This window comes from Streptomyces apricus, assembly GCF_008369065.1.
GTDB lineage: Bacteria > Actinomycetota > Actinomycetes > Streptomycetales > Streptomycetaceae > Streptomyces > Streptomyces apricus.
In genome coordinates this window covers 139,492-166,375 of sequence record NZ_VDFC01000075.1, presented here as the reverse complement: position 1 = coordinate 166,375, position 26,884 = coordinate 139,492, and the positions used below count along the sequence as shown (strand labels likewise).

Annotated in this window: 26 protein-coding genes and 1 pseudogene; 15 read left to right on the top strand and 12 right to left on the bottom strand. The window is 72.6% G+C overall.

From position 1 onward, the window contains the following. Nucleotides 1–61 precede the first annotated feature (61 nt). From FGF04_RS34380 to FGF04_RS34350, 7 genes and pseudogenes are all read left to right on the top strand, one after another. The gene (locus tag FGF04_RS34380; protein ID WP_149515311.1) at nucleotides 62–922 is read left to right on the top strand and encodes a helix-turn-helix domain-containing protein; all 861 of its coding nucleotides are present in this window, start codon (nucleotides 62–64) and stop codon (nucleotides 920–922) included. Nucleotides 923–1,062: 140 nt separating this feature from the next. Beyond that, complete coding sequence (gene rimO / locus FGF04_RS34375; protein WP_149515310.1) at nucleotides 1,063–2,544, top strand: 30S ribosomal protein S12 methylthiotransferase RimO; 1,482 nt, start codon at nucleotides 1,063–1,065, stop codon at nucleotides 2,542–2,544. Next, nucleotides 2,541–3,428 carry a CDP-diacylglycerol--glycerol-3-phosphate 3-phosphatidyltransferase gene (gene pgsA / locus FGF04_RS34370; protein WP_149515309.1) on the top strand — a complete coding sequence of 296 codons (888 nt, stop codon included), beginning with the start codon at nucleotides 2,541–2,543 and terminating at the stop codon, nucleotides 3,426–3,428. The genes rimO and pgsA overlap by 4 nt, the downstream gene beginning before the upstream one ends. Beyond that, nucleotides 3,425–3,970 (top strand): CinA family protein, encoded by a 546-nt coding sequence (locus tag FGF04_RS34365; RefSeq protein ID WP_149515308.1) that lies wholly within the window; start codon nucleotides 3,425–3,427, stop codon nucleotides 3,968–3,970. The genes pgsA and FGF04_RS34365 overlap by 4 nt, the downstream gene beginning before the upstream one ends. Before the next feature lie 109 nt (nucleotides 3,971–4,079). After that, nucleotides 4,080–4,454, top strand: a complete 375-nt coding sequence (locus FGF04_RS34360) for a helix-turn-helix domain-containing protein (RefSeq protein WP_149515307.1) — start codon at nucleotides 4,080–4,082, stop codon at nucleotides 4,452–4,454. A gap of 214 nt (nucleotides 4,455–4,668) precedes the next feature. Further along, entirely contained in the window at nucleotides 4,669–5,148 is a 480-nt protein-coding gene (locus FGF04_RS34355; RefSeq protein ID WP_149515306.1) for a Dps family protein, read from the top strand. A gap of 212 nt (nucleotides 5,149–5,360) precedes the next feature. Next, nucleotides 5,361–5,672, top strand: a pseudogene (locus FGF04_RS34350) (SDR family NAD(P)-dependent oxidoreductase); the annotation flags it as partial. An 85-nt stretch (nucleotides 5,673–5,757) separates the two neighbouring features. Here FGF04_RS34350 and FGF04_RS34345 read toward each other — a convergent pair. The 3 genes from FGF04_RS34345 to FGF04_RS34335 all read right to left on the bottom strand — a co-directional run bounded on the left by FGF04_RS34345 (nucleotide 5,758) and on the right by FGF04_RS34335 (nucleotide 12,423). Further along, on the bottom strand, nucleotides 5,758–6,480 hold the full coding sequence (locus FGF04_RS34345) for an SDR family NAD(P)-dependent oxidoreductase (RefSeq protein WP_149515305.1): 723 nt from the start codon (nucleotides 6,478–6,480) through the stop codon (nucleotides 5,758–5,760). Nucleotides 6,481–6,571: 91 nt separating this feature from the next. After that, a complete protein-coding gene (locus FGF04_RS34340) occupies nucleotides 6,572–7,405 on the bottom strand; it encodes an Fpg/Nei family DNA glycosylase (protein ID WP_149515304.1) in 834 nt (277 codons plus the stop codon). 32 nt (nucleotides 7,406–7,437) lie between these two features. Continuing rightward, nucleotides 7,438–12,423, bottom strand: coding sequence for an ATP-dependent helicase (locus FGF04_RS34335; RefSeq protein ID WP_149515303.1), 4,986 nt, complete (start codon nucleotides 12,421–12,423; stop codon nucleotides 7,438–7,440). Between the two features lie 143 nt (nucleotides 12,424–12,566). On the opposite strand from FGF04_RS34335, the gene FGF04_RS34330 reads away from it, so the two are divergent. The 3 genes from FGF04_RS34330 (at nucleotide 12,567) to FGF04_RS34320 (ending at nucleotide 14,567) form a co-directional block, all read left to right on the top strand. Further along, a complete protein-coding gene (locus tag FGF04_RS34330; RefSeq protein ID WP_149515302.1) occupies nucleotides 12,567–13,421 on the top strand; it encodes an AraC family transcriptional regulator in 855 nt (284 codons plus the stop codon). A 67-nt stretch (nucleotides 13,422–13,488) separates the two neighbouring features. Then, nucleotides 13,489–14,262: an AzlC family ABC transporter permease gene (locus FGF04_RS34325; RefSeq protein WP_149515451.1), complete on the top strand. Its 774-nt coding sequence runs from the start codon at nucleotides 13,489–13,491 to the stop codon at nucleotides 14,260–14,262. Beyond that, nucleotides 14,259–14,567: an AzlD domain-containing protein gene (locus FGF04_RS34320; protein ID WP_149515301.1), complete on the top strand. Its 309-nt coding sequence runs from the start codon at nucleotides 14,259–14,261 to the stop codon at nucleotides 14,565–14,567. Before FGF04_RS34325 ends, FGF04_RS34320 begins: the two co-directional genes overlap by 4 nt. Before the next feature lie 36 nt (nucleotides 14,568–14,603). Here the strand turns inward: FGF04_RS34320 and FGF04_RS34315 are convergent, their stop codons facing one another. Then, the gene (locus FGF04_RS34315) at nucleotides 14,604–15,545 is read right to left on the bottom strand and encodes a hypothetical protein (protein WP_149515300.1); all 942 of its coding nucleotides are present in this window, start codon (nucleotides 15,543–15,545) and stop codon (nucleotides 14,604–14,606) included. Between the two features lie 79 nt (nucleotides 15,546–15,624). Between FGF04_RS34315 and FGF04_RS34310 the strand changes: the two genes are divergently transcribed. The 4 genes from FGF04_RS34310 (at nucleotide 15,625) to recX (ending at nucleotide 19,464) form a co-directional block, all read left to right on the top strand. After that, nucleotides 15,625–15,819, top strand: a complete 195-nt coding sequence (locus FGF04_RS34310; protein WP_149515299.1) for a DUF3046 domain-containing protein — start codon at nucleotides 15,625–15,627, stop codon at nucleotides 15,817–15,819. A 102-nt stretch (nucleotides 15,820–15,921) separates the two neighbouring features. After that, nucleotides 15,922–17,184: an AI-2E family transporter gene (locus FGF04_RS34305; protein ID WP_149515298.1), complete on the top strand. Its 1,263-nt coding sequence runs from the start codon at nucleotides 15,922–15,924 to the stop codon at nucleotides 17,182–17,184. Nucleotides 17,185–17,457: 273 nt separating this feature from the next. Continuing rightward, nucleotides 17,458–18,582 carry a recombinase RecA gene (gene recA, locus FGF04_RS34300; protein WP_149515297.1) on the top strand — a complete coding sequence of 375 codons (1,125 nt, stop codon included), beginning with the start codon at nucleotides 17,458–17,460 and terminating at the stop codon, nucleotides 18,580–18,582. Between the two features lie 3 nt (nucleotides 18,583–18,585). Continuing rightward, entirely contained in the window at nucleotides 18,586–19,464 is an 879-nt protein-coding gene (recX, locus tag FGF04_RS34295) for a recombination regulator RecX (RefSeq protein ID WP_149515296.1), read from the top strand. 54 nt (nucleotides 19,465–19,518) lie between these two features. On the opposite strand, the gene FGF04_RS34290 is transcribed toward recX, so the two are convergent. From FGF04_RS34290 to FGF04_RS34260, 8 genes are all read right to left on the bottom strand, one after another. Further along, nucleotides 19,519–19,974: a rhodanese-like domain-containing protein gene (locus tag FGF04_RS34290; protein WP_149515295.1), complete on the bottom strand. Its 456-nt coding sequence runs from the start codon at nucleotides 19,972–19,974 to the stop codon at nucleotides 19,519–19,521. After that, entirely contained in the window at nucleotides 19,971–20,531 is a 561-nt protein-coding gene (locus FGF04_RS34285) for a cupin domain-containing protein (RefSeq protein ID WP_149515294.1), read from the bottom strand. Before FGF04_RS34285 ends, FGF04_RS34290 begins: the two co-directional genes overlap by 4 nt. A gap of 77 nt (nucleotides 20,532–20,608) precedes the next feature. Continuing rightward, entirely contained in the window at nucleotides 20,609–20,656 is a 48-nt protein-coding gene (locus tag FGF04_RS41910) for a hypothetical protein (protein ID WP_309506048.1), read from the bottom strand. Between the two features lie 106 nt (nucleotides 20,657–20,762). Continuing rightward, nucleotides 20,763–22,358 carry an FAD-dependent monooxygenase gene (locus FGF04_RS34280; RefSeq protein ID WP_149515293.1) on the bottom strand — a complete coding sequence of 532 codons (1,596 nt, stop codon included), beginning with the start codon at nucleotides 22,356–22,358 and terminating at the stop codon, nucleotides 20,763–20,765. A gap of 203 nt (nucleotides 22,359–22,561) precedes the next feature. After that, nucleotides 22,562–23,455, bottom strand: a complete 894-nt coding sequence (locus FGF04_RS34275; RefSeq protein WP_149515292.1) for an amino acid ABC transporter permease — start codon at nucleotides 23,453–23,455, stop codon at nucleotides 22,562–22,564. Continuing rightward, nucleotides 23,452–24,117, bottom strand: a complete 666-nt coding sequence (locus FGF04_RS34270; RefSeq protein WP_149515291.1) for an amino acid ABC transporter permease — start codon at nucleotides 24,115–24,117, stop codon at nucleotides 23,452–23,454. The genes FGF04_RS34275 and FGF04_RS34270 overlap by 4 nt, the downstream gene beginning before the upstream one ends. A gap of 90 nt (nucleotides 24,118–24,207) precedes the next feature. Beyond that, a complete protein-coding gene (locus FGF04_RS34265) occupies nucleotides 24,208–25,053 on the bottom strand; it encodes a glutamate ABC transporter substrate-binding protein (protein ID WP_149515290.1) in 846 nt (281 codons plus the stop codon). A 59-nt stretch (nucleotides 25,054–25,112) separates the two neighbouring features. Then, complete coding sequence (locus tag FGF04_RS34260) at nucleotides 25,113–25,889, bottom strand: amino acid ABC transporter ATP-binding protein (RefSeq protein WP_149515289.1); 777 nt, start codon at nucleotides 25,887–25,889, stop codon at nucleotides 25,113–25,115. Nucleotides 25,890–26,192: 303 nt separating this feature from the next. Between FGF04_RS34260 and FGF04_RS34255 the strand changes: the two genes are divergently transcribed. Next, entirely contained in the window at nucleotides 26,193–26,879 is a 687-nt protein-coding gene (locus FGF04_RS34255; protein WP_149515288.1) for a response regulator transcription factor, read from the top strand. Nucleotides 26,880–26,884 lie beyond the last annotated feature (5 nt).

Genomic DNA, 26,884 nt, shown 5'->3' with positions numbered 1-26,884 from the left:
TTCGTACCCCCCCTAGACTGAACCCCCAGCACAGGTGGCTCGACGCTCGAAAGGCGCCCCCGTGTCCCTCGGCAACTCCTCTGACGACAACATCTCCGACGACCACACCCCCCAGGACGAGCGTCCCTCCGTGGAGGACGACCTTCCTTCGGTCGGGCACGCGCTGCGGCAGGCGCGCATCGCGGCGGGGCTGACCGTCGACGACGTCAGTAACGCCACCCGGGTCCGCATCGCCATCGTGCACGCGATCGAACAGGACGACTTCGGCCCCTGCGGCGGCGACGTCTACGCGCGCGGTCACATCAAGACGCTCGCCCGCGCCGTCGACCTCGACCCGGCCCCGCTGCTCGCGCGCTACGACGCCTCGCACGGCGGCCGGCCGGCCCCCACCCCCGCCGCTCCCATGTTCGAGGCGGAGCGGATCCGTCCCGAGCGCCGGGGCCCCAACTGGACCGCGGCCATGGTCGCGGCGATCGTCGCCGTGATCGGCTTCGTCGGCTTCACCCTGTTCAGCGGTGACGACGGCGACGGCTCGACGACGCAGGTCGCCGAGGGGTCCACGCCCACCGCGAGCAAGCCCGCCAAGACCAAGCCGTCGCCGGCCACGTCAGACGTCCCGAAGTCCGACCCCTCCGAGAGCGCCATCGCGGCCGCCCCGCAGGACAAGGTCACCGTCCAGGTCAGCGCCCCCGACGGCCGCAGCTGGATCTCGGCCAAGGACCACAACGGCCGGCTGCTCTTCGACGGCCTGCTTGAACAGGGCGACTCCAAGACCTTCCAGGACAAGGAGAAGGTCGACCTCGTCCTCGGCGACGCGGGCGCCATCCAGCTGTACGTGAACGGCAAGAAGATCGACGACGAGTTCCAGCCGGGCCAGGTGGAGCGCCTGTCGTACACGAAGGGCGACCCCGAGGTCGGCTGACCCGGACGGCCGCGCCGGTACGTTCCGGCGCACGCGTATCCCCCCGTTCGCGTGGCCCCACGGGCAAGCGAACGGGGCTGGCCGTCCTCGGCCAACCCCGTCGACGTGGGCCGTCACCGGGACGAAGTAGTCTTGAGCCCATGCCTGAACGCCGTACCGTCGCACTCGTCACCCTTGGCTGCGCCCGTAACGAGGTGGACTCGGAGGAGCTCGCAGGCCGCTTGGAGGCGGACGGCTGGCACCTCGTGGAGGACGCCGAGAACGCGGACGTCGCCGTCGTCAACACCTGTGGCTTCGTCGAGGCCGCCAAGAAGGACTCCGTCGACGCCCTCCTGGAGGCCAACGACCTCAAGGGCCACGGCAGAACCCAGGCGGTCGTCGCCGTCGGCTGCATGGCCGAGCGGTACGGCAAGGAACTGGCCGAGGCGCTGCCCGAGGCCGACGGCGTGCTCGGCTTCGACGACTACGCCGACATCTCCGACCGCCTCCAGACCATCCTGAACGGCGGGATCCACGCCGCCCACACCCCGCGCGACCGGCGCAAGCTGCTGCCGATCAGCCCCGCCGAGCGCCAGGACGCCGGTGCGGAGGTCGCCCTCCCGGGACACGGCCCCGCCGACCTGCCCGAGGGGCTCGCCCCCGAGTCGGGCCCCCGTGCGCCCCTGCGCCGGCGCCTGGACGGCTCCCCGGTCGCCTCGGTGAAGCTCGCCTCCGGCTGCGACCGGCGCTGCTCCTTCTGCGCCATCCCGTCCTTCCGCGGCTCCTTCATCTCGCGGCGCCCCAGCGACGTACTGGGCGAGACGCGCTGGCTCGCCGAGCAGGGCGTGAAGGAGATCATGCTGGTCTCCGAGAACAACACCTCGTACGGCAAGGACCTCGGCGACATCCGGCTCCTGGAGACGCTGCTGCCCGAGCTCGCCGAGGTGGACGGGATCGAGCGGGTGCGCGTCAGCTACCTGCAGCCCGCCGAGATGCGGCCCGGCCTCATCGACGTGCTGACCTCCACGCCGAAGGTCGCCCCGTACTTCGACCTGTCCTTCCAGCACTCCGCGCCCGGCGTGCTGCGCGCCATGCGGCGGTTCGGGAACACCGAGCAGTTCCTGGGCCTCCTGGACACCATCCGCTCCAAGGTCCCGCAGGCCGGTGTCCGCTCCAACTTCATCGTCGGCTTCCCCGGCGAGAGCGCTGACGACCTGGCCGAGCTGGAGCGCTTCCTGACCGCCGCGCGCCTGGACGCCATCGGGGTCTTCGGGTACTCCGACGAGGACGGCACCGAGGCGGCGACGTACGAGAACAAGCTGGACGAGGACGTCGTCGCCGAGCGGCTCGCGCGCGTGTCCCGGCTCGCGGAGGAGCTGGTCTCCCAGCGGGCGGAGGAGCGCGTCGGGGAGACCCTCCAGGTGCTGGTCGAGTCCACCGGATCGGCCGCCGAGGGCGAGGCCGCGTACGGCCGCGCCGCGCACCAGGCGCCCGAGACGGACGGCCAGGTGCTGTTCACGAGCGGCGAAGGACTGGCCGTCGGTCGTATGGTCGAGGCGAAGGTGGTCGGCACGGAAGGTGTCGACCTGGTGGCGGAGCCGCTCCCCGGCTCACAGGTGTGTACTGAGGAGGCAGCCAGATGACCGGAGTCCCGGCATCCGCGGCGGGCGGCCCCGGTGCGCCCGGTCCCCGCGGAGCTGCCGGAACCGCCGGCACCGCGCCTGTCGGTACGGAACCCGGCCTTACGGCACCCGCCGGTACGGGTCCTGTCCCCGCGGCGCCCGCCGGTACGGGTCCTGCTCCCGCGGCGCCCGCCGCCGGTACGGGGACCCCGGACACGGTGACCTCGGGGGCCGGAGCGTCCGGCGCCGTGGCTCCCGGTGGACCGGTACCGAAGACTCCGCTCGGCGGCACCAAGATCGGCGCCGCGGCCGTCAACCAGGCCAGCCTGTGGAACGTCGCCAATCTGCTCACCATGCTCCGGCTCGTCCTCGTGCCGGGATTCGTCGCGCTGATGCTGGCCGACGGCGGGTACGACCCCGCGTGGCGCGCCTGGGCGTGGGCCGCCTTCGCCGTCGCCATGATCACGGACGTCTTCGACGGCCATCTGGCCCGCACGTACAACCTCGTCACCGACTTCGGGAAGATCGCCGACCCCATCGCCGACAAGGCGATCATGGGAGCGGCGCTGATCTGTCTCTCCTACCTCGGCGATCTGCCGTGGTGGGTGACCGGAGTGATCCTGGGGCGCGAGCTCGGGATCACCCTCCTGCGGTTCGTGGTGATCCGCTACGGAGTGATCCCCGCCAGCCGCGGCGGCAAGCTGAAGACCCTCACGCAGGGCATCGCCGTCGGCATGTACGTCCTGGCGCTGACGGGACCGCTGGCGAGCCTGAGGTTCTGGGTGATGGCCGCGGCGGTCGCCCTGACCGTCGTGACGGGCGCCGACTACGTAAGACAGGCCATTGTGCTGCGGCGCCGCGGAATGGCCGCGCGGAAGGCCGCCGCCCGGGAGGCGCAGGCGTGACGTCCACGGCCGCCGAAGTGCTGCGACTACTGACGGTGAGGGGCCAGACCCTCGCGGTCGCCGAGTCGCTGACCGGCGGTCTGGTGGCCGCGGAGCTGGCGGCGGTCCCCGGGGCGTCCAAGGCCTTCCGCGGCTCCGTGACGGCGTACGCGACCGACCTCAAGCGCGATGTACTGGGGGTCGACGCCGCCCTGCTGAAGCGGCGCGGAGCGGTGGACCCGCAGGTCGCGGCGGAGATGGCGGCCGGCGTGCGCAAGGTGCTCGGCGCGGACTGGGGGATCTCGACCACCGGGGTCGCGGGCCCCGACCCCCAGGACGGGCAGCCGGTCGGTACAGTTTTCGTCGCCGTGGACGGACCCTCCGCAGCGGCGCAGGCGGGCTCTCCTGGCGGGAAAGTGGCGGCGTTGCGGTTGAACGGCTCCCGGACGGAAATCCGTATGGAGAGTGTACGGAGCGTGCTCGCACTGCTTCTGGAGCGGCTTGTGGGCGAACACCCTGGGAACGAGCGGGCACAGGATACGGAACAGAACGGGGGGTTTTGATGTTTGCAGCCCTGAGTGAACACGACATCGCTCCCCGCACGGCCGCGGCGCAAGGCGGTACGGTGGGGCGTGAAGGATGCGGCTACGCGGTCCGAGGAGGGAGCCACCGATGATTCTGCTCCGTCGCCTGCTTGGTGACGTGCTGCGTCGGCAGCGCCAGCGCCAGGGCCGTACTCTGCGCGAAGTCTCCTCGTCCGCCCGAGTCTCACTCGGCTATCTCTCCGAGGTGGAGCGGGGGCAGAAAGAGGCTTCCTCGGAACTGCTCTCCGCGATCTGCGACGCGCTGGACGTACGGATGTCAGAGCTGATGCGGGAAGTGAGCGACGAGCTCGCCCTCGCCGAGCTGGCCCGGTCGGCAGCGGCCACCGAACCTGTACCCACACCGGTACGCCCGAGGCTGAACTCCGTCTCGGTGGCCGGTGTCCCACCGGAACGGGTGACCATCAAGGCGCCTGCGGAAGCGGTCGACGTCGTCGCCGCCTGACGCTCGCGCGCCGGCACCCGTGAACTGAGAAGAACTGTGTAAGAGCCCCGGCCGGGGCTCCTCCGGGGAGACCCGGGGGAGCGGGCCGGGGTTTTTGCATGGGCACGTTCAGTGCGCTTTGTGAGTTCTGTCGCGTTTGCCGCGATCGTCCGGGGCGGCGATGGTGGAGGTGCGGGGGCCAGACCCGTAGGGCGCTGCTGACCGGAGGATGTCGATGTACGTCGTGAAGAGTCCGCTGTCCGATGCCGATCTGAAGATCGTGTCCGAGGCCCTGCAGGGCGCCCTCGTCGATCTGGTGGACCTGTCGCTCGTGGCGAAGCAGATCCACTGGAACGTGGTCGGGCCCCGGTTCCGGTCGATCCACCTCCAGCTCGACGAGGTCGTCGACTCCGCCCGGCTGCACTCCGACTCCGTGGCGGAGCGTGCCTCGGCGCTCGGGGTCTCCCCGGACGGACGCGCCGCCACGGTCGCGAGCAGCAGCGGCATCGGCGCCGTGCGGGACGGATGGGTGAAGGACGTCGACGCGGTCGGCTCCCTCGTCGAGGCGCTCGGTGCCGTGATCGGGCGGATGCGCGAGCGGGTGGAGGCGACGGAGACCGCGGATCCGGTCAGCCAGGACCTGCTCATCGGGATCACGGCGGACTTGGAGAAGCACCACTGGATGTTCCAGGCGGAGAACGCGGGCAACGGGTGACGGACCCATGGGTGGCTCGCCTCGGCGCTGAAGCCGGCCTTGGCGCTGAAGCCGGCCTCGGGGCGCACCGCGGTGCACGGGCGCCGTCGGTGCGCCCGGTGCGCTCCTGTCGTGCCGGTGCGCCCTGTCGGCAGGGGAACACGGCGGTCTAGCGTCGGGCTGGAGGCGGTGCGATGACGGGGCGGACGGCACGAATAGGCAGGTGGGGGCTGGCTCTGGGCTGCTACGGGGCCGCGAAAGCAGCCGTCGTGCAGCTGACGAAGACCCTGGCGACCGAGATGGGCCCGCACGGCATCCGCGTCAACGCGGTCGCGCCGGGCTGGATCCGCACGCCGATGACCGGCCGCCACGGCGCGGAGGCCCAGGCGCGGACGGAGGCGGCCATGGCCCGTCTGTCACCGCTGGGCCGGGTCGGCGATCCCGAGGACGTCGCGCACGCGGTCCTCCACCTCGCCTGCGACGCCTCGGCCTTCACCACGGGCCAGATCCTGCGCCCGAACGGGGGCGTCGCCATGCCCTGGTAGCGCCCGGGGCAGCACCCGGCCCCGCCGCACCGCCCGCCAAGAGGCCAAAAGGCCAAAAGAGCTCCCCCACGCCCGTCAAAAGGGCTCACCCCGCCCCAGCAGCGGTCCGCGCCTGCGCCGCCAGGCGTCCAGCGCGCGCCGCATCCACCGGTCCGACCCGGCCCAGCGGTGACAGACGGGCCATGGCCGCCTCCGTCCGCGCCTGGGCCTCCGCGCCGTGGCGGCCGGTCATCGGCGTGCGGATCCAGCCCGGCGCGACCGCGTTGACGCGGATGCCGTGCGGGCCCATCTCGGTCGCCAGGGTCTTCGTCAGCTGCACGACGGCTGCTTTCGCGGCCCCGTAGCAGAGCAGCCCCGGCCCGCCGGTGTCGACGGCGCCCGAGGCCGTCGTGACGATGCTCCCCCGGGTCCCGGTGGCCAGCATCGAACGGGCCGCCTCCTGGCAGGCGTACAGGACGCCCTTGAAATTGACCGCGAGGACCCGGTCGAGGTCCTCGTCCCTGGTCGTCAGGACGGGGCTGCTGTGCATGATCCCGGCGACGGCCGCCATGACGTCCAGGCGGGCGCAGGCCGCGACGGCCTCGGCGAGCCGGGCCCGGTCGGTGACGTCGAGGGTGTGGGTGCGGGCCGTGCCGCCCCCGTCCTCGATCAGGGCGGCCGTCTCGTCGAGGCCCCGCGCGTCACGGTCCGCGCAGTGGACGGCGGCGCCCGCCCGTGCGAGCAGGACGGCGCTGGCGCGGCCGATGCCGCTCGCCGCGCCGGTGACGAACGCGGTGCGGCCGGTGAGGTCGTACGCCGTGACGGGCATGGGGCGACCGTACGAAGGAATCTGACGGGTCGTCAATTGGTCGGGCGGAACGGGCCCAGTGGAATGGGTCGGGCGGAACGGGGCGGGGCCGTCACCGGGTGCGGCCGGACAGGCGTGAGGGCGCGCCAGGTCCCGGGGCCGGGCCCGGCTGGCAGACCGGGCACCAGTACGTGGGGCGGTCGCGGGAGCCGTCGCCCTGGTCCGCCACCCGGATCCGGGTGCCGCAGCGCAGGCAGGGGCGGCCCGCGCGGCCGTACACGTACAGCTTCTGGTCGGAGCGGCCGGTGGTGACGCGGTCGAGGCGCTCGCGATTGATGTCCAGGAGCTTCTTGGCGAGCGCCATCAGCCGGTCGGCGTGCTCGGCGGGGAGCCGGCCCACGGGGAGCCAGGGGGTGACGTGCAGCAGGAAGCAGAGCTCGCTCTTGTAGACGTTGCCGATGCCGGCGAGATTGCGCTGGTCCAGGAGGGCCTCGCCGAGGGCCCGGCCGGGGTCGTGCCGGATGTTCGCCAGGGCCGCGCCGGCGTCCCAGTCGGGGCCCAGGAGGTCGGGGCCCAGGTGGCCCACCGCGCGCTCCTCGTCGGCGGTGCGCAGCAGCTCCAGGACGGGCAGCCGGTACCCGACGGCGGTGCGCCCCACGGTGCCGAGGATCGCGCGGATCTGGTGGTCGGGACCGCCGCGCCAGCGCTCGCCCGGCGCGTAGATCCTCCAGGCGCCGTCCATGCGCAGGTGCGAGTGCAGGGTCAGGCCGCCCTCGACGCGCACGAGCAGGTGCTTGCCGCGCGGGGCGACGTCCAGGACCGTGCGCCCGGTGAGGTCGGTCAGGGCGTACTTGGGGACCCGGAGGTCGCAGCGGGTGAGCACATGACCCGCCAGGGCCTGGTGCAGCTGCTTGGTGACCCGCCAGACGGTGTCTCCTTCAGGCATGGGACCCAGGGTGACACGGCGGGCGGACGGTCCTAGGCGCGCAGGCGCAGTCCGCGGGGGGTCGCATGGAAACCGGCTCCTTCCAGCAGGGTGCCGAACTCGGAGGTGAGGGCGGAGGCGCCGTTGACCCGCTCCACGGTGACCGTGCCGAGCGAGCCCGCCCGGGCCGCCGCCGCCAGGGCCTCGGCGGCCGTGCGCAGCCGCGCGTCGTGCCGGGGCGCCTCGTCCGGGGTGGTGGGCCAGGCCAGCAAGGTTTTGCCGCCGCGCTCCATGTAGAGGGTCAGCTCGCCGTCCACCAGCACGACCAGGGAGCCCGCCTTGCGGCCCGCCTTGTGGCCGGCGCCGGTCGGGGGCTCGGGCCAGGGGAGGGCCGCGCCGTAGGCGTTCGCGGGATCGGCGGCGGCCAGCACGACGGCCCGGTCGGTGTCGCCCGCGCGCGCACGGGAGCCGCCGGGGCCCGCGGGGAACGCCTGCGGGCCCCGGCGGGACGGGGCGCCGAAGGGCGCTCCTGGACCGGAGCGCAGGGAGTACGGGTCGTTGTCCGGCCGCAGGGAGGGAGCGCCGCCCGACCGCAGGGAGTACGGGTCCTCGTCCGGCCGTGGGGTGTCGGGGGGCGGGAAATCCGTGTCGTCGGCGAAGGGGTCCGCGGGTCCGTGCCCGGCGGGACCGTCGAAGGGGCTCGGCGCGTGCGTGCCCGCGTGAGGACCCGGCGTGAACGCCCCCGGGTGGCCGACCGCGCCGGCGCCCGCGAAGGCGGGCTCGGGCAGGGACTCGCCCCGCTCGCGGGCGGTGGCCGCCGCGCGCAGCCGGTCCACGGCGCCGTCCATCGCGAACTGCGCCGCCCCGAGCCCCTCCACCACATAGCCGCGGCGGGCCTGGCCGCTCTCCTCGAAGACCGACAGGACGCGGTAGACGGCGGAGAAGCCGCCCTCCACGCCCTCCGCCGCGACCGCGCCCCGGGTGACCACGCCGTGCCGGTCCAGGAGGGTACGGGCCAGGGCGTGGGCCCGCACCGTGGTGTCCGCCTCACGGTCGGGGAGCAGCGACCAGCGGCCCGCGACGGTCGGCGGGCCGGTGCGCGAGGTGGCGCGCGCGGCGGACGTCAGGCTGCCGTACCGCCCGCGGGGCACCGCACGCTTCGCGCGGTGCGCGGTGGAGCCCGCGGTACGGCCCGAGCCCAGGAGGGAGCGCATCGGGCCGAGCGTGTCGTTCGTCAGGCGGCCCGACCACGCCAGGTCCCAGATGACGTCGGCCAGCTGCGGATCGGTGGCCTCCGGATGCGTGGTGGCGCGGACCTGGTCGGCGATCTGGCGGAAGAACAGGCCGTAGCCGCCGGAGAGGGCGTCCAGGACGGACCGGTGGAGCGCGGTCAGCTCCAGGGGATGCGGAGCGGGCAGCAGGAGCGGGGCCGCGTCCGCCAGGTACAGGGAGACCCAGCCGTCCTTGCCCGGCAGCGAGCCGGCCCCGGCCCAGACCACCTCGCCGGCCGCGGTCAGCTCGTCGAGCATCGCCGGGGCGTAGTGCGAGACGCGGGACGGCAGGACGAGCTTCTCCAGCGCCGACGCGGGCACCGAGGCCCCTTGCAACTGCTCGACGGCACGCACGAGTCCGTCGAGGCCGCGCAGGCCGTGCCCGCCGCCCACGTGCTGCCACTGCGGCAGGAACTGCGCGAGCGCGGCGGGCGGCACCGGCTCCAGCTCGTGGCGCAGCGCGGCGAGCGAGCGGCGGCGCAGCCGGCGCAGTACGGCGGCGTCGCACCACTCCTGGCCGATGCCCGCCGGATGGAACTCGCCCTGCACGACCCGGCCGCTCGCCGCGAGCCGCTGTAGGGCGCCCTCCGTGACGGCGGTGCCCAGGCCGAAGCGCGCCGCGGCTGCGGTCGAGGTGAACGGGCCGTGCGTGCGCGCGTACCGGGCCAGGAGGTCGCCCAGCGGGTCCTTGACCGGCTCGGTGAAGGCCTCGGGGACGCCGACGGGCAGGGCGGTGCCGAGCGCGTCCCGCAGCCGGCCCGCGTCCTCGATCGCCGCCCAGTGGTCTGCCCCGGCGATCCGGACCTGGATCACCCGGCGGGCCGCGGCCAGCTCACGGGCCCACTGCGGGTCGGCGCCGCGCAGGACCAGCTCGGCGTCGGTGAGCGGGCCGAGCATCCGCAGCCGGTCCGCGACGCCCTCCGCGTCCTTGATCCGCCGGTCCTCGGTGAGCCACTGCAGCTCGCTCTCCAGCTCGGTCAGGACGTCCGCGTCCAGGAGCTCGCGCAGCTCCGCCTGGCCGAGCAGCTCGGCCAGCAGGTGCGAGTCCAGCGACAGGGCCGCGGCCCGCCGCTCGGCGAGGGGCGAGTCGCCCTCGTACAGGAACTGGGCGACGTAACCGAACAGCAGGGAGCGGGCGAAGGGGGACGGCTCCGGGGTCGTGACCTCGACGAGCCGCACCTTGCGCGACTCCAGGTCGCCCATCAGCTCGACGAGCCCGGGTACGTCGAAGACGTCCTGGAGGCATTCGCGCACCGCCTCCAGGACGATCGGGAAGGAGCCGAACTCGCTGGCCACCTGGAGCAGCTGGGCGGCGCGCTGGCGCTGCTGCCACAGGGGCGTGCGCTTGCCCGGGCTGCGGCGCGGCAGGAGCAGGGCGCGGGCCGCGCACTCGCGGAAGCGCGACGCGAACAGCGCCGAGCCGCCGACCTGGTCCGTGACGATCTGGTTGACCTCGCCCTTGTCGAAGGCGACGTCCGCCGCGCCCACCGGGGCCTGGTCGGCGTCGTACGCCGCGCCCGGTCCGGCGGGGTCCTGGTCGAGCAGGTCCAGGCTCATCAGGTCGGCGTCGGGCAGCCGCAGCACGATGCCGTCGTCGGCGTGCATGACCTGCGCGTCCATGCCGTACCGCTCGGAGAGGCGGGCGCCGAGCGCGAGTGCCCAGGGGGCGTGCACCTGGGCGCCGAAGGGCGAGTGCACCACCACGCGCCAGTCGCCCAGCTCGTCGCGGAACCGCTCGACGATGATGGTGCGGTCGTCCGGGACGTGCCCGCAGGCCTCCCGCTGCTCGCTCAGGTACGACAGGATGTTGTCCGCGGCCCAGTCGTCCAGGCCCGCGGTGCGCAGCCGCAGCCGGGCGTCCTCCTCGGGCAGCGAGCCGACCTCGCGCAGGAAGGCGCCCAGCGCGCGTCCCAGTTCGAGCGGGCGTCCGAGCTGGTCGCCCTTCCAGAACGGCAGCCTGCCCGGCACCCCGGGGGCGGGGGAGACCAGGACGCGGTCGCGGGTGATGTCCTCGATGCGCCAGGAGCTGGTGCCCAGGGTGAAGACGTCGCCGACCCGGGACTCGTAGACCATCTCCTCGTCGAGCTCGCCGACCCGGCCGCCGCCCTTCTTGGGGTCGGAACCGGCGAGGAACACCCCGAAGAGGCCGCGGTCGGGGATCGTGCCCCCGGAGGTGACGGCGAGGCGCTGCGCGCCGGGGCGCCCCGTGACCGTACCGGCGACGCGGTCCCACACCACGCGCGGGCGCAGCTCGGCGAAGGCGTCCGACGGGTAGCGGCCCGCGAGCATGTCCAGGACCGCCGTGAACGCCGACTCCGGCAGCGCGGCGAACGGGGCGGCCCGGCGGACCGTGGCGAGCAGGTCGTCGAACTGCCAGGAGTCCAGCGCCGTCATGGCGACGATCTGCTGGGCCAGGACGTCCAGTGGGTTCGCCGGGACCCGCAGGGACTCGATGGAACCGGCGCGCATCCGCTCGGTGACGACGGCGGCCTGCACCAGGTCGCCCCGGTACTTCGGGAAGACCACGCCGGTGGAGACCGCCCCGACCTGGTGGCCCGCGCGGCCCACGCGCTGGAGGCCGGAGGCGACCGAGGGCGGGGACTCGACCTGGACGACGAGGTCCACCGCGCCCATGTCGATGCCCAGTTCGAGGCTGGAGGTGGCGACCACGGCGGGCAGCCGGCCCGCCTTGAGGTCCTCCTCGACGAGGGCGCGCTGCTCCTTGGAGACCGAGCCGTGGTGGGCCCGGGCGATGACCGTAGGGGCGCCCTGGGCCGCGCCCGAGCCGCCCATCAGCTCGGCCGGGGAGTGGTGCTCCGCCAGGGGCTCGCCGGTCGCCCTCTCGTACGCGATCTCGTTGAGCCGGTTGCACAGGCGCTCCGCGAGGCGGCGGGAGTTGGCGAAGACGATCGTCGAGCGGTGGGACTGGACGAGGTCGACGATCCGCTCCTCGACGTGCGGCCAGATGGAGGGCTTCTCCGCGCCCTCGCCAGCGTCGGCCGCCGGGGAGCCGCCCAGCTCGCCGAGGTCCTCGACGGGCAGGACCACGGAGAGGTCGAACTCCTTGCCCGACGGCGGCTGGACGATCTCCACCTTGCGCTGCGGGGAGAGGTAGCGGGCGACCTCGTCCACCGGGCGGACGGTGGCGGACAGGCCGATCCGGCGCGCGGGCCTGGCCAACAGCTCGTCCAGCCGCTCCAGGGTCAGCGCGAGGTGGGCGCCGCGCTTGGTGCCCGCGACCGCGTGCACCTCGTCCAGGATCACCGTCTCGATGCCGGTCAGCGCGTCGCGCGCGGCCGACGTCAGCATCAGGAACAGCGACTCCGGGGTCGTGATCAGGATGTCCGGCGGACGGGTCGCCAGCGTGCGGCGCTCGGCGGCCGGGGTGTCGCCCGAGCGGATGCCGACCTTCACCTCGGGCTCGGGCAGCCCCAGCCGCACCGACTCCTGCCGGATGCCGGTCAGGGGGCTGCGCAGGTTGCGCTCGACGTCGACCGCGAGGGCCTTCAGCGGCGACACGTACAGGACGCGGCAGCGCTTCTTGGGGTCGGCGGGCGGCGGGGTCGAGGCCAGCTGGTCCAGCGCGGCGAGGAACGCGGCCAGCGTCTTGCCGGAACCGGTCGGGGCCACCACCAGCACGTCCGAGCCCTCGGCGATGGCCTGCCACGCGCCGGCCTGGGCGTCGGTGGGCGCGGAGAAGGCCCCCGTGAACCAGGCGTGGGTCGCGGGGGAGAAGCCGTTCAGGGCTCGGTGCGTGGAGCTGACCATGCGTCCATCCTGCACCCGGACACTGACAACGGCATCGACCTGCGGGAACGCGGGCCGTCGCGACGGTCCGCCGCCCGGCGGGGCGAGCGGTGGGACGGGGCGGGCGCCCTCCGCCGCCCGGCGCGGTGGCGGACAATGGTCCTGTGACGGGTACGGGGCAGGAGCGGGCGCGGCACTGGCAGTACGCGGAGCTGCCCGGTGTCGATCTGCTGCGCGCCCGGTACGTGCACAAGACCTTCGTCCGGCACACGCACGAGCACTTCGTCATCGCCGCCATCGCCGACGGGGTGGAGGTCTTCCACCACGGCGGCGCCGACCGGTACGCGGGGCCGGGCACGCTCGCCCTGGTCAACCCCGACACCCCGCACACCGGCCGGGCCGGTGTCCCCGAGGGCTGGCGGTACGGGGCGCTCTACCCGCCACCGGACCTGGTGGCGGAGATCGCCGCCGAGACCACCTCCCTGCGCGGCGCGCCCGGATTCACGGCTCCGGTGCTCGACGACCCGTACGCCGTGGGGCTGGTCCACCAGGTGCTGCGCGCCGCCGATGAGGGCAATGCGCTCGCCGCCGACACGCTGCTGCGGGTGGCCGTGACCCGGCTGCTGAGGCTGAACGGCGGGGCGCTGCCGCAGCGGGTGCCGCGGACGGCGGGTGCCCGGACGGCGGCACGCGCGCGTGCCGTGCTGGAGGAGCGGATCGTGCGGCCGCCCACGCTGGAGAGCCTCGCCGCAGAGCTCGGGACCAGCCCCTTCGCGCTGCTGCGCGCCTTCCGGGACGCCTACGGAATGCCGCCCCACGCGTGGCTCACCGACGTCCGGGTGCGGCGGGCCCGCGGGCTGCTGGACGCCGGGGTCCTGCCCTCCGAGGCGGCGCTCGCCGTGGGCTTCACCGACCAGCCGCACCTCAACCGGCACTTCACCCGGATCGTGGGCGTGCCGCCAGGCGCCTACCAACGCGAGCGCAAGAACGTACAAGACCTGCGGCGGGGCCCCGCCTAGGGTTCCGGACGTGGCAGAAGAAACAGCTTCCCCGGACATACGGCACGCGGGTACACAAAAAACGGACATACGAGACGCAGGCGCGAGAGACACGGACACACGCAGCGACGGCGGCGGGAAACCCGACGCCGCCGTCGTACGGGACGCCCTCGGCGTCGGGGTGGCCGTCGGACTCTCCGGCTTCGCCTTCGGGGTGACCTCGGCCGGCAGCGGGCTCACCGTGCTGCAGACCTGCGCACTGAGCCTGCTGGTCTTCACCGGCGCCTCGCAGTTCGCCCTCGTGGGGGCGCTGGCCGGCGGGGGCAACCCGTTCACGGCCGCCGCGGGCGCGTTCTTCCTGGGCGTGCGCAACGCGTTCTACGGGCTGCGGCTGTCGCAGTTGCTGGCCCTCCCGCGCGCGGTGCGCCCCTTCGCAGCGCAGTGGGTCATCGACGAGACCACGGCCGTGGCGCTCGCCCAGCCCACGCGGCGCAGCGTGCGCATCGGGTTCACCGTCACCGGCCTGTCGCTGTACCTGCTGTGGAACCTGACCACCCTGCTCGGAGCGCTGGGCGCCGAAGCCATCGGGGACACCGACGCCTGGGGCCTGGACGCGGCCGGGCCCACGGTCTTCCTCGCCCTGCTGGCACCGATGGTCAGGACGGCCCTGGAACGGGCCGTCGCCGGCCTCGCGGTCGTGCTCGGGCTCGGCCTGCTGCCCGTCCTGCCCGCCGGTGTGCCCGTCCTGGTCGCCGCGCTGGCCGCCCCGGCCGCCCTCTGGGTGGCCGGCCGCCGCGCGCCGCGCACGGMCCCCGCCGGTGGGCCCGCCGGTGACCCTGCCGGGACGGAGGGGGAGCGGTGAACATCTGGATCGCGATCGGCCTGACCGCCGTCGGCTGCTACGCCGTGAAACTGATCGGACTGCTGATCCCCGCGGGCGCGCTGGAACGGCCGCTCGTCCAGCGGCTGGCCGCCCTGCTGCCCGTCGCCCTGCTGGCGGCCCTGACCGCCCAGCAGMCCTTCGCCGACGGCCGCGTCCTGGTCCTGGACGCGAGGGCCGCGGGCCTCGCGGCGGCCGCCGTGGCGCTGCTGCTGCGGGCTCCCTTCCTGCTGGTCGTGGCCGCGGCCGTGGTGGTCACGGCGGGGGTACGGGCGATGACGGGCTAGGGCGCCGCGGGCCCGGGCCGATCCAGAGGAAGCGCCCTAGGACAGCAGTCCATACGCCCGCAGGGTGCGCAGTGCCTCGATCGTGGCGATCGGGCGTGCCTCCAGGGCGGTGCCCGGGGTCCACCGGTGCCGGCGGACCGGCCAGCCGCCGTCCTCCTGCTGTTCCTCCTCCAAGTGACGCAGGGAGCGTGCCATCTCCTCGTCGGTGAACCACGCGCGCGCGAGGGAGCCCGGCGTCCTCGCGTAGTCGTGCGGCAGAAGGCGCTCCCCGGACGCGTGAGCGGGTGTCACGGGGAACGCGCCGGGCTCCCGCGGGTCCAGCACGGCGAGCCGCTGCTCGCGCACCAGCCGGCCGAGGCGGTCGGCGGCCGCCTCCGCGCGCGGGCGGTCGGGCACGGAGTCCAGGAAGGCCACCGCGGCACCGACCTCGTACGGATGTGTCCTCTCCAGGGAGTCCACCGCCTGCCAGCAGAAGTCGGTGGCCCGGAACAGCCACGCGTGCCACACCTCGTTGCGGTGCAGCAGTCCCACCACGGGACCGGTGGCGAGCAGTTCGCCGGACGGGTCGTCCGCGACCGGCGCGGAGGGCGCCGACGGATCCACGCGCCGGCCGGGACGGACCGCGGGGAGCGCGCCCTCCCGCGTCGACACGGAGGTCAGATAGCGGCACACGCGTTCCACCCGCTGCCCGCCGCAGCGCCCGATCGAGTCCAGGATGCGCAGCGCGTGCACGACGTGCAGCGGCTGGCTGGCGGGCCCCCGGAGGTCGGGCTCCAGCGCGTGGCCGTATCCGTCGTCCTCGTTGCGGTAGGCGGCCAGCGCGGTCTCGACCGCGTCCGCGCCACCGCCCAGGAAGTGGTACGCGAAACGGCGCTGCTCCAGCACGCGCGCGGTGAGCCAGACGAACTGCTCGGCGCGGGAGACGAGGGCGTGCGCCGGGGACGTCGGGGGGAGTGGGGGTGCTCCTGTTTCGGCCATGGGTCAGACCGTAGGACGGAAAGCGTTCTCGCCGAGGGGTCCCGGCACGGACCCACCCCAGGGGCGGGATACTGGAGTCATGCGGTTGACGGTCTTCTGGCAGCGGATGGCGGATCACTTCGGTACGGAGTACGCCGACACCTTCGCGCGCGACCACGTGATGTCGGAGCTCGGCGGACGGACGGTGCGGCAGGCGCTGGACGCGGGCTGGGAGGCGAAGGACGTGTGGCGCGCGGTGTGCACGGCGGTGGGCGTCCCCCAGGAGTCCCGCTGACCGAGTCCCGCCGCCGACTTCCGCCGACCGAATCCCGCTGAGCGGCCGGGAAGATCCGGTGGAGCGGGGCCGATTGTCCCCCGCGTGGGCGAGACTTGGCCCGTGGCATCGACAGACGAGACGACGCAGGTCGCCCAGCACGCCTCCCCGCTCGGCACGACACCCCCTACGCCCCCTGCCGGGGACACGGCCGAGAGGCGCAGCGGCATGCCGCGGTGGCTGCCGCGGGCCATGGTGCTCGCGCTCGCCCTCATCGCCTGCTTCCAGCTCGGCAGCTGGGCCTTCCACCAGCTGACCGGGCTGCTGATCAACATCCTGATCGCGTTCTTCCTGGCCCTCGCCATAGAGCCCGCGGTGAGCTGGATGTCCTCGTTCGGCATGCGCAGGGGACTGGCCACCGGTCTGGTGTTCCTCGTCACGATGATCGTGAGCGCGGGCTTCGTCACCCTGCTCGGCTCGATGCTCGCCGGGCAGATCATCGACATCGTCGAGGACTTCCCGAAGTACGTCGACTCGGTGATCAGCTGGATCAACACGACCTTCCACACGGAACTGAGCCGCGTCGACATCCAGGACAGCCTGCTGCGCTCCGACTGGCTCCGGAAGTACGTGCAGAACAGCGCGACCGGCGTCCTGGACGTGTCCGCGCAGGTCCTGGGCGCCCTCTTCCAGCTCCTGACGATCACCCTGTTCGCGTTCTACTTCGCCGCCGACGGCCCGCGGCTGCGGCGCGCGCTGTGCTCGGTCCTGCCGCCGACCCGGCAGGCGGAGGTCCTGCGCGCCTGGGAGATCGCCGTCAACAAGACCGGCGGGTACCTGTACTCACGCGGTCTGATGGCCCTCGTCTCCGGCCTGGCGCACTACGTCCTGCTGGAGTTCCTCGGCGTGGACTACGCGCCCGTGCTCGCCGTCTGGGTCGGTCTGGTCTCGCAGTTCATCCCCACCATCGGCACGTACCTCGCGGGCGCTCTGCCCATGCTGATCGCGTTCACGGTCAACCCCTGGTACGCGCTGTGGGTGCTGGTCTTCGTCGTGGTCTACCAGCAGTTCGAGAACTACGTGCTGCAGCCCAAGCTGACCGCGAAGACCGTGGACATCCACCCGGCGGTCGCCTTCGGGTCGGTCATCGCGGGCACCGCCCTGCTCGGGGCCGTCGGCGCCCTGATCGCCATCCCGGCGATCGCCACCCTGCAGGCCTTCCTGGGGGCGTACGTGAAGCGCTACGACGTCACGGACGACCCGCGGGTGCACGGGCGCCGCGAACGGGGCTCTGGCACCCTCCTCAAGCGCGTACGGCAGCTGATGCGTGCCACTCCCCGGGGGGCGCGGCCGGCCGACGGCGACGGGCCCCGCACGTCCGCCTGACACCGTCCGGCGCCGCCCGCGCGATCCCGGGACCACCCGGCGGCGCGGGGGCGCGACACGCCCTCGCCCCGGTGCCGGATGTGCTTGACACTAAATTCGAACATCCGTTCTTATGGGGGCTCTGGCGAAGCCTGGAGCGGCACACGGGCGGGGGATTCATGCGGAAGTGCCCGAGTTATCCACAGGCTGGGCGGGCGTCGGGGCGCATTGTCAGTGGCAGGCGTTAGCGTCTTTGACGTGAAGCGATCGACTCAAGCAAATCGGGTGGAACCCATGGCAGGAACCGACCGCGAGAAGGCGCTCGACGCCGCGCTCGCACAAATTGAACGGCAATTCGGCAAGGGCGCGGTGATGCGCCTCGGCGAGCGGCCGAACGAGCCCATCGAGATCATCCCCACCGGGTCGACCGCACTCGACGTCGCGCTCGGCGTCGGCGGTCTGCCGCGCGGCCGCGTGGTGGAGGTGTACGGTCCGGAGTCCTCCGGCAAGACGACCCTGACCCTGCACGCGGTGGCGAACGCGCAGCGCGCGGGCGGCCAGGTCGCGTTCGTGGACGCGGAGCACGCCCTCGACCCCGAGTACGCGAAGAAGCTCGGCGTCGACATCGACAACCTCATCCTGTCGCAGCCGGACAACGGCGAGCAGGCCCTGGAGATCGTGGACATGCTGGTCCGCTCCGGTGCCCTCGACCTCATCGTCATCGACTCCGTCGCCGCCCTGGTGCCGCGCGCGGAGATCGAGGGCGAGATGGGTGACTCGCACGTGGGTCTGCAGGCCCGTCTGATGAGCCAGGCCCTGCGGAAGATCACCAGCGCGCTCAACCAGTCGAAGACCACCGCGATCTTCATCAACCAGCTCCGCGAGAAGATCGGCGTGATGTTCGGCTCCCCGGAGACCACGACCGGTGGCCGGGCGCTGAAGTTCTACGCCTCGGTGCGCCTGGACATCCGCCGCATCGAGACCCTGAAGGACGGCACCGACGCGGTCGGCAACCGCACCCGCGTCAAGGTCGTCAAGAACAAGGTCGCCCCGCCCTTCAAGCAGGCCGAGTTCGACATCCTCTACGGGCAGGGCATCAGCCGCGAGGGCGGTCTGATCGACATGGGCGTGGAGCACGGCTTCGTGCGCAAGGCCGGCGCCTGGTACACGTACGAGGGCGACCAGCTCGGCCAGGGCAAGGAGAACGCGCGCAACTTCCTCAAGGACAACCCCGACCTCGCCAACGAGATCGAGAAGAAGATCCTGGAGAAGCTGGGCGTCGGTGTGAAGGCGGAGAAGCCGGACGCCGAGCCGGCCGCGGACGCGGCGGCGCCGGCCGCCGGGGAGGAGGCCGCCAAGACGGTTCCCGCTCCCGCGGCCAAGGCCACCAAGCCCAAGGCCGCGGCGGCCAAGAGCTAGTCCGTGACACGACGAACGGACTGGACCGAGCACGTCCACCCCGTCGCCCGCGAAGGACGCGGCCGCGGGGAGGACACCGGCTCCGCCGGAGCCGGAGCCGGCGCGTACGGAGGTGACGGCCCACCGGGCGGCGGTTCCGCGCGCGGAACCGGAGCCGGCACCTGGCCGTACGGCGACGACACGGACCGCGACGGGGCGCAGGGCTACGGCGAGCGCCACGGCGAAGGCCGTGGCGGCGGGCCGCGGGACGAGGACGCTCCGGGCCGGGGAGGCCGTTCCCGGCGGGGGCGCGGCCGGCGGCGCGGCTTCGGGGAGCCGTCCGGCGGCGCACAGGACGGAGGTGCCCCTGCCTCGTCGAGGGCCGAGAAGGGGGAACCCCCGAGGGACCCGGCTGAGCAGGCGCGCGCGATCTGCCTGCGCCTGCTCACCGGGACCCCGCGCACGCGCAAGCAGCTCGCGGACGCACTGCACAAGCGCGAGATCCCGGACGACGTGGCGGAAGAGGTGCTCTCCCGCTTCGAAGAGGTCGGGCTGATCAACGACGGCGCCTTCGCGGACGCCTGGGTCGAGTCCCGCCACCACGGCCGGGGGCTCGCCCGGCGAGCGCTCGTCCAGGAGCTGCGGACCAAGGGCGTTGACTCCATGCTCATTGACGAGGCGGTCGCCCAGCTCGACTCCGAGCAGGAGGAGGCGACCGCACGCGACCTGGTGGCGCGCAAACTGCGTGCCACCCGCGGTCTCGACCGCGACAAGCGCATACGGCGCCTGGCCGGGATGCTCGCCCGCAAGGGCTACCCCCAGGGCACGGCCCTCAGAGTGGTCCGTCAGGCCCTGGAGGAAGAGGGCGAGGACACGGAGTTCCTGGGCGACGAGGGGTACTGAGGGCACGGGCCGGGCCCCGGGGCGCCGCGGTGGCCGCCCGCCGCAGCCGGTTCGTCAGCCGCGCCCCGGAAGGGCCGCGCCCGCCGGCGCAGCCGTCCCCACGTCCACCGGCAGCCCTGCCGACCGCCAGGCCTGGAAGCCTCCGACCAGGTCCGTGGCCCGGTGCAGGCCCAGCTGCCGCAGGGAGACGGCGGCCAGGCTCGACGCGTACCCCTCGTTGCAGACGACCACGACCCGCAGGTCGTGGCCCGTGGCCTCGGGGGCGCGGTGGCTGCCCTGCGGGTCGAGCCGCCACTCCAGTTCGTTGCGCTCGACGACCAGGGCCCCGGGGATCAGCCCGTCGCGCTCGCGCAGGGCCGCGTACCGGATGTCGACGAGCAGGGCGTCGCCCGCCCGCACGGCGTCGTGGGCGGCTCGCGCCTCCACCCGGTCCAGGTCCGCGCGCACGCGCTCCAGCAACTCGTCGATCCCCACGGGGCGTCCGGCCGGCGCCGGTCGTACGTCCGTCACTGCCAGTCCTCGGGGCGCTCGACCTGCTCCAGGCGCAGGACCTGGCCGGTGCGGCTGTAGCGGCGGATCCGCGGCAGCGGCGGGTAGTACGCGTGCACGGAGACGGCGTGCTCCTCGGTGGACTCGTTGAGCACCTCGTGCACGTGGTGGCGTCCGAAGGCACGGCCCTGGCCCGCCGACAGCCGCCGCTCACGGTCGATGCCCTCGGTGAGTTCGAGGGTCTGCCAGCCGTCGGTGGGCAGCCGTGCGACGAGCGAGTTCTCCTTGAGCTCGCCCGACGCGGTGAGAAACGCGCCCACCGACTCGGCGTGGTCGTGCCAGCCGGTGCCCGTGCCGGGCGGCCAGCCGATGAGCCAGGCCTCGCTGCCGCCGGGACCCTCAAGCCGCACCCACGTCCGGCCCTCGGGATCGAGCGGCAGGGAGGCGATCAGCTCGGTGTCGGCGGCCGTACGGCGCACGAACTCCAGCAGTTCGGCCTGCGTGGGCGTGGGGGCACCGGGCGCGGCGGGCGGTGTGGAGACGGAAGAGGAAGCGGGAACAGAGGGTGACACAGACACGGGTACCGTCCTGAGGAGCGTTCGCGGGTGCGCGCGTCGGCCACGGGGGCTTCGCGCGGAGGAAGAGGGATGCGAATTCAGCAGGACGGGCGACACACGCAGCCCGCATAGCGGACGAGGTCCATATGGACCCTCCGCCACAGGCGCACACAGGTGTCGGTCACGCTCCGGAGTACACCACCGTCGGTGCGCACCGGTCAACTCGATGTCAGTGACTGGACAGGGCCCGCCTCACGTCCTGCTGGAGGCGGTTTCCGCCGTGGTCAGGGGGCCGCCGAGCGCCGCCTCCGCGGCCTCGTAGAGATCGGCGGGGCGCACCCCGCCCAGCGCCGTGACCAGGTGCCCGTCCGGGCGGATCAGCAGCACCGTGTGCGCGGCGGCGCCCGGGTAGCTCTCCGCGACCAGCAGCTCGGCCCGGTGCGGCAGCGCGGTCACGGCGGCGGCGAGCCGCGGCATGATCCCGGCCGTCACCCAGTGCTTGCGCTCCCACACCACGGTCCCCGGCGCGATCAGCAGCACCAGGAGGGCGCCCCGGCCCAGCCGCTCCCGCAGCGCCACGGACGAGCCGTCCTCCGCCGTCACCCGTACGTCGGAGACCTGGGCGCCCACCGCCGTGTCGACCTCGACGGAGGAATCGGTGTGCGCGGGCGTGAGCGGCGAATCGGCGTACGCCCCCGGCGCGCCCAGGACGCCGCGCCCCAGGTGACCGTCCGTGAGCAGGGTGTCGTGGCTGCGGGCCGCACCGGGCACCGCGGACCGCAGGCCTCCGCCGCGCAGCACCGGCAGCGCCTGGTCGGCGGCGCGCAGCCGGGCGGCGACGACCGCACGCCGCTCCTCCTGGTAGCTGTCCAGCAGGGCCTCGTGCGGGCCGTGGTGCCAGGCCAGCGCCAGCTTCCACGCGAGGTTGTCGGCGTCCCGCAGGCCCTCGTCCAGGCCCTGGGTGCCCAGCGCGCCCAGCAGGTGCGCCGCGTCCCCGGCGAGGAAGACCCGGCCGGCCCGCCACCTGCGCGCCAGCCGGTGGTGGACCGTGTGGACCCCGGTGTCCAGCAGTTCGTACGGCGGAGTGGTGCCCCCGCACCAGCCCGCGAGGGTCTCCCGCACGCGCGCCACGAGGAGGTCCGGGGTGACCAGGTCCCTGCCCGGCGGCAGCAGCCAGTCCAGGCGCCACACGTCCTCGGCGAGGGGGCGCGCGGTCACCTCGGTCACCGCGGGGCCCGAGGACCGCCACGGCGGCATGCGGTGCAGCACCGCCTCGCCGGGCCACGGCAGCTCCGTACGCAGGGCCGCGACGGCGTGCCGCTCCACGGCGGTGCGGCCGGGGAAGCGGATGTCCTGGAGTTTGCGGACCGTCGAGCGCGGGCCGTCGCAGCCGACCAGGTGGCTGCCGCGCCACCACGTGCCGTGAGGGCCCCGGGTGTGCGCCGTGACCCCCGCGGGCTCCTGCTCGACGGAGTCGAGACGGCTCTCCACAGCCAGCTCGACCAGCGGTTCGGCGGCGATGGCCTTGCGCAGGGCGGCCGTGAGCGTGTGCTGGGGCAGGTGCAGGAGCGCGGGGTCGTCCTCGCCGAAGGTGATCTGCCGCATCACCTGCCTGCGCCGCATCGACCGCCATCCGGCCCAGCGGAAACCGGCCCCGGCCACGGGGAAGCCCGTCAGCCGTCCGAGCAGCGCGGCGGTGTCCTCGCGCAGGACGACCGTGCGGGCGAGCCGCTGCTCGTCGGTGCCGGGGCCCTCGTCCAGGACGACCGAGGGGACTTCCTGACGCGCCAGCGCCAGGGCGAGCGTGAGTCCTACGGGCCCCGCTCCGACGATGATCACCGGGTCCACGGCGCGGTGCCCCCTGCCCGGAGCGGCGTCCAGAGTGTCCTACCGGGACTTGCAGGTGGAGCGGGGTACACGATCACAGAACGTATGCAACCCATTGCCGCTGCTTGCGTCAAGTGACGGAGGCAGTGGCGATCACGCCACTGCCTCCGGTTGTTCACATCTCGTCAGTTCTGCCGCATGCGCACCCTGTTCGCGGGGGACGCCTACTTCTTCCCCTCCACGTGCTCGCCCGGAGTGCTGAGCTCCTCCACGGCGTCCGCGGTGACGACCGCGCCGGTGGACTTCTTGCCCTGGCGCAGCCGGCGCTCCAGCCAGCTCGCGAAGCTCGTGAGCGAGAAGTTGAGCGCGATGAAGATCAGGGCCACGACCGTGAAGCTGGCGAGGGTGTTCGCGCCGTAGTACGCGCTCATCGGACTGACCGAGGCCATCAGCTCGGAGAAGGTGAGGACCGCGCCGCCGAGCGCCGTGTCCTTCACGATCACCACGAGCTGGCTGACGATCGCCGGCAGCATCGCCGTGACCGCCTGCGGCAGCAGGATGAACCGCATGATCTGGTTCTTGCGCAGACCGATGGCCGACGCGGCCTCAGCCTGCCCCCTGGGCAGCGACAGGATGCCCGCCCGGACGATCTCGGCGAGGACCGAGGCGTTGTAGAGCACGAGGCCCGTGACGACCGCGTACAGCGGACGGTCGTCCGCGCTGACGTTCGTGTACTCGGAGAACAGCGCCAGACCGAAGATCATCAGGACCAGCACCGGGATGGAGCGGAAGAACTCCACCACCACACTGGCCGGGACCCGCACCCAGGCGTGGTCGGACAGCCGGCCGATACCGAGGGCGGCGCCGAGCGGAAGCGCGATGATCATGGCGAGCGCCGCGGCCTTCAGCGTGTTCAGCAGGCCGGGCCACAGGTACGTGCTCCAGGCCTCCCCGTGGAAGAAGGGCTCCCACAGCGCCCACGCGAGCTGGCCCTTCTCGTCCAGCACGCCGTACATCCACCACAGCACCGCGGCGACGACGGCGACGAACACCACCGAGATGACGACGTTCCGACGCTTGGCCTTCGGGCCCTGGGCGTCATAGAGGACCGAGCTCATCGTTTCACCGCCACCTTCTTGCTCACCCAGCCGAGGATCAGACCGGTCGGCAGTGTCAGACACACGAATCCGAACGCGAAGACCGCGGAGATCAGGACGAGCTGTGCCTCGTTCTCGATCATCTCCTTCATCAGCAGCGCGGCCTCGGCGACGCCGATGGCGGCGGCCACCGTGGTGTTCTTCGTCAGTGCGATCAGGACGTTGGCCAGCGGGCCGACGACCGAACGGAACGCCTGCGGCAGCACGACCAGCGTCAGCACCTGCGTGAAGTTCAGGCCGAGGGCACGTGCCGCCTCCGCCTGGCCCACGGGCACCGTGTTGATGCCGGACCGCAGCGCTTCACACACGAACGCCGAGGTGTACGCGATCAGGCCGAGCACCGCGAGCCGGAAGTTGGTGGTGTCGATCTGGTCCGAACCGAGGGTGGCGCCGAACGTCTGGTTGAGGCCCAAGGACGTGAACAGGATGATCACAGTCAGCGGAATGTTCCGCACGATGTTTACGTAGGCGGTACCGAAACCGCGCATCAGAGGCACCGGACCGACCCGCATGGCGGCCAGTACGGTTCCCCAGATCAGGGAGCCGATGGCGGACAGGACGGTCAGCTGCACCGTCGTCCAGAAGGCTTCCCACAGGTTGTAACCTTCAAGAAAATCGAACACGATCTCCCGCGCTTCCGCGTGTGGGGAGGGCTCCTCCTGACCGGTGCGCCGCCCCAGGAGGACGACGCACCGGTCAGGACGGATCCCGCTTTACTTGACGACGTTGCCGATCTGCGGGGCGGGCTCGTTCTTGTAGCCGGCCGGGCCGAAGTTGGCCTCGACGGCCTTGTCCCACGACTTGTCGGAGACCATCTTCTCCAGGGCCGTGTTGATCTTGGCCTTGAGGTCGCTGCCCTTCTTGACGCCGATGCCGTAGTTCTCGTTGGTCATCTTGAAGCCGCCGAGCTTGAACTTGCCCTTGAAGTTCGACTGCGAGGCGTAGCCGGCGAGGATCGAGTCGTCCGTGGTCAGCGCGTCGATGGCGCCGCTCTGGAGACCGGTCAGACAGGCCGAGTACGTCGGGTACTGCTGCAGCTGGGCCTTGGGGGCGAGCTTGTCCTTGACGTTCTGCGCCGAGGTCGAGCCGGTCACCGAACACAGCTTCTTGCTGTTGAGGTCCGCCGGCGCCTTGATGTCCTTGTCGTCGGCGCGGACCAGCACGTCCTGGTGGGCGAGGAGGTACGGGCCGGCGAAGTCGACCTTCGCGGCGCGCTCGTCGTTGATCGAGTAGGAGGCGGCGATGAAGTCGACGTCACCGCGCTGGAGCATGGTCTCGCGGTCGGCGCTCTTCGCCTCCTTCCACTGGATCTGGTCCTCGCTGTAGCCGAGCTCCTTGGCGACGTACGTCGCCACGTCCACGTCGAAGCCCTCGTAGCCGTCCGGGGTCTTCTGGCCGATGCCGGGCTGGTCGAACTTGATGCCGATGGTGATCTTCTTGCCGCCGCCGTTGCCGGACGAGGAACCGCTGTCGTCCTTGTCGTCGGAACCGCACGCGGTGGCGGCGACAGCGAGTGCGAGGACGGCGGCCGAGGCGGCGGTGACCTTGCGGAGCTTCATGGTGAACATCCTTTGAGTGGTGAAGAAGTGCGATGCGGCGGTGCGGGTGCCGTAGGTCGTCAGTGGTGCAGGATCTTCGACAGGAAGTCCTTCGCCCGGTCGCTGCGCGGGTTGCTGAAGAACTGGTCCGGCACAGCCTCTTCGACGATGCGGCCGTCCGCCATGAAGACGACGCGGTTGGCCGCCGAACGGGCGAATCCCATCTCGTGGGTGACGACGACCATCGTCATTCCGTCACGCGCGAGCTGCTGCATGACTTCCAGGACCTCGTTGATCATCTCCGGGTCGAGAGCCGACGTGGGCTCGTCGAAGAGCATGACCTTGGGGCCCATCGCCAGCGCCCGGGCGATGGCGACACGCTGCTGCTGCCCGCCGGAGAGCTGCGCCGGGTACTTGTCCGCCTGGGCGGCGACGCCCACCCGGTCGAGCAGCCCGCGCGCCTTCTCCTCCGCGTCCTTCTTGTCCGCCTTGCGGACCTTCAGCTGGCCCAGCATCACGTTTTCGAGCACGGTCTTGTGCGCGAACAGGTTGAACGACTGGAAGACCATGCCGACGTCGGCCCGCAGACGGGCGAGCGCCTTGCCCTCCTCGGGAAGGGGCTTCCCGTCGATCGTGATGGATCCCGACTCGATCGACTCCAGGCGGTTGATCGCGCGGCACAGGGTGGACTTTCCGGACCCGGAGGGTCCGATGACCACGACGACCTCACCGCGGGCGATGGTCAGGTCGATGTCCTGGAGAACGTGCAACGCACCGAAGTGCTTGTTGACGTTCTTCAGTACGACCAGATCCTCGGCCGTGGGCGTGGCGTCCTTGGTCACCGATACTTCGGTCATCGGCCTCTAGCTCCGTCCTCCTCGGTTGCGGAGGACAGTAGTAACGCCGCACGACCAGCGTCATTACATCTGAGGGGAAATTGAGCATAACGATCCGGCGGCAAACGGGCACTCTTCGTGAAGGCCGCCCCGGGCGCGTACCGGCTGCGTAACGGATGGGGGCCGCGCGCCGCGGGCGCTTGACGCCGTCCGCGTCCATCGGCCTGACTGCCAGGGGACACGCGCGCGTGGGCGTCATCGGTTCGCCCGCACCGCAAGTCCAACCGTTCTGAACATACGACTGATGAACCTGAGGGGGCCGTGATGAGACTGCTCCTGGTCGAGGACGACAACCATGTCGCCGCCGCTCTGTCCGCGGTCCTCGCCCGGCACGGCTTCGCCGTCACGCACGCCCGCAGCGGCGAGGAGGCCCTCCAGGCGCTCGTCCCGGAGGGCAACGGCTTCGGAGTGGTCCTGCTCGACCTCGGCCTGCCCGACCAGGACGGGTACGAGGTCTGCGGCAAGATCCGCAAGCGGACCAGCACGCCCGTGATCATGGTCACCGCGCGCGCCGACGTGCGCTCCCGGATCCACGGCCTCAACCTCGGCGCCGACGACTACGTGGTGAAGCCCTACGACACCGGGGAGCTCCTCGCCCGTATCCACGCCGTCGCCCGGCGCACGGTCCCCGACGACGCGGCGCCCGCCGGCGACGACGCGCTGCGGCTGGGCCCCGTCCGCATCGAGCTGCCCACCCGCCAGGTCAGCGTCGACGGCACGGTCGTCCAGCTGACCCGCAAGGAGTTCGACCTGCTCGCGCTCCTCGCCCAGCGGCCCGGCGTGGTGTTCCGGCGGGAGCAGATCATCAGCGAGGTCTGGCGCACCAGCTGGGAGGGGACCGGCCGCACCCTGGAGGTGCACGTCGCGTCGCTGCGCTCCAAGCTGCGCATGCCGGCCCTGATCGAGACCGTGCGCGGCGTCGGTTACCGGCTCGTCGCGCCCGCCGCGTAGCGGGC